This window comes from Hydrogenophaga sp. 2FB, assembly GCF_005503365.1.
Taxonomy (GTDB): Bacteria; Pseudomonadota; Gammaproteobacteria; order Burkholderiales; family Burkholderiaceae_C; genus Hydrogenophaga.
The window spans coordinates 1-1627 of sequence record NZ_SCML01000121.1 but is presented as its reverse complement, the minus strand read 5'-3'; the positions used below and the strand labels follow the sequence as shown (position 1 = coordinate 1627).

Here is a 1627-nt window from a genome sequence, read left to right as displayed (position 1 = left end):
ATAAGAGACAGGGGCGGGGGTGGCGTGGGCGTTCATGACAGGGTCCTTGGAGATGCCACCCAGTCTCTCAAGCCGCGATGTCAAAGTAAATCGGCAACTCTGTATGAAATTCGACAGAAAATTGGCAAATCGTCACCCCAGAATCGCATAATGCCCAAATGGATGCGATCGACCAGCAACTGATTTCACTGCTCCGCACGGACGCGCGCACCAATGTCGCGGCGCTGGCCAAGGCGCTGGGCGTGTCGCGCGGCACCGTCACCAACCGCATCACGCGGCTGGAAGACAGCGGTGTGATCGTGGGCTACACGGTGCGGCTGCGGCCCGATGCCAAGCCCAGCGAGATCAGCGCCTGGATGAGCGTGGCGGTCGAGGGCAACCAGACCCGCGCCGTCATCGCCAGTCTGCTGGGCGAGCCCGGTGTGGCCGAGCTGCACGACACCAATGGCCGCTGGGACCTGCTGGCCGAGTTGCGCGCGACCAGCCTCACCGAACTGTCACAGGTGCTCGAACGCATCCGCCTGATCCGCGGCATCAGCAGCACCGAGACCAGCTTGCATCTGGCGACGTACCGGCTTTCCTGAGGCCGCTCAACCCAGCGAGGTGAACGGTTTGAGTGCCGACAGCGGCGTGAACTCGCCCGCGCGCTTGTCCTTCATCGCCGCAATGGCCTCGCGCACGTGCGCGTTGCTCCACACCGCGCCTTGCAGCCAGCCCATCTGGCGCAGGCTGTCTTCCACCGAGTGGTCGCGTGCGTAGGTCACGGCCTGCTTGGTGCCCCAGATGGCGACCGGGGGCTTGGTGGCGATTTCCTTGGCGCACTGCAGCGCGGCCGCGAGCGTGGCCTCGGCGCTGTCGAACACCTCGTTGACCAGGCCATAGGCCATCGCCCGCGCGGCGGGCAAACGGCGGCCGGTGTAGGCCATTTCTTTCACCACCGCGAACGGGATCAGCTTGGGCAGGCGCTGCAGCGTGCCCACGTCGGCCACCATGCCGATGTTGATTTCCTGGATGCAGAAGAAGGCATCGGCCGACGCGTAGCGGATGCAGGCCGCGGTGACCATGTCGACCGCGCCGCCGATGCAGCCGCCCTGAATGGCGCAGATCACCGGGATGCGCAGGTTCTCGATTTTGGTGAAGGTGGCCTGGATGTCGGTGAGCAGGTCGAAGATCGCGGCGCGGCCTTCGGGGCTCTGGTCGTCCATGCTGATCGCACCCGCGAAGGTCTCGAGCGCCATGCCGGCGCTGAAGTGTTTGCCGGTGCTGCTGATGACGAGGGCACGGGCAGAGCCCTCGTGGTGAATCTGCGTGAGCAGCTCATCGAGTTCGCGCCAGAAGGTCGGGTGCATGGTGTTGAGCTCGGCAGGCCGGTTCAACACCAGGTGGGCGACGTGGTCGGTGGTCGAGAGGGTGAAGCAGGTGGGGGCGGTCATGGCGGCCACTGTAGCCCGCGTGCGCGGCGCGCCCTGTCACTCAGGGGTCGAGCCAGTCGCAACGCAGCCGGTGTGCCAGGTGCACCTTGCGTCGCCATCGCACGTACAGACCGGGGGTGGAAATACCCACCACGCACAGCGGCACCAGCCACAACGCGTGCGAATAAAAAGCCGGCACCCAACCCACCCAGCCC

2 protein-coding genes are annotated in these 1627 nt (G+C 65.7%); one reads left to right on the top strand and one right to left on the bottom strand.

Annotation, left to right across the window (positions count from 1 at the left end):
- Positions 1-158 precede the first annotated feature (158 nt).
- Positions 159-584: an Lrp/AsnC family transcriptional regulator gene (locus tag FFS09_RS30465; protein WP_137922643.1), complete on the top strand. Its 426-nt coding sequence runs from the start codon at positions 159-161 to the stop codon at positions 582-584.
- A 6-nt stretch (positions 585-590) separates the two neighbouring features.
- Here the strand turns inward: FFS09_RS30465 and FFS09_RS30460 are convergent, their stop codons facing one another.
- Positions 591-1433 (bottom strand): enoyl-CoA hydratase-related protein, encoded by an 843-nt coding sequence (locus tag FFS09_RS30460; RefSeq protein ID WP_137922642.1) that lies wholly within the window; start codon positions 1431-1433, stop codon positions 591-593.
- Positions 1434-1627: the final 194 nt, after the last annotated feature.

Coding starts and splice junctions, on each gene's coding strand:
- FFS09_RS30465 (WP_137922643.1), top strand. CDS start 159: ATGGATGCGATCGACCAGCAACTGATTTCACTGCTCCGCACGGACGCG.
- FFS09_RS30460 (WP_137922642.1), bottom strand. CDS start 1,433: ATGACCGCCCCCACCTGCTTCACCCTCTCGACCACCGACCACGTCGCC.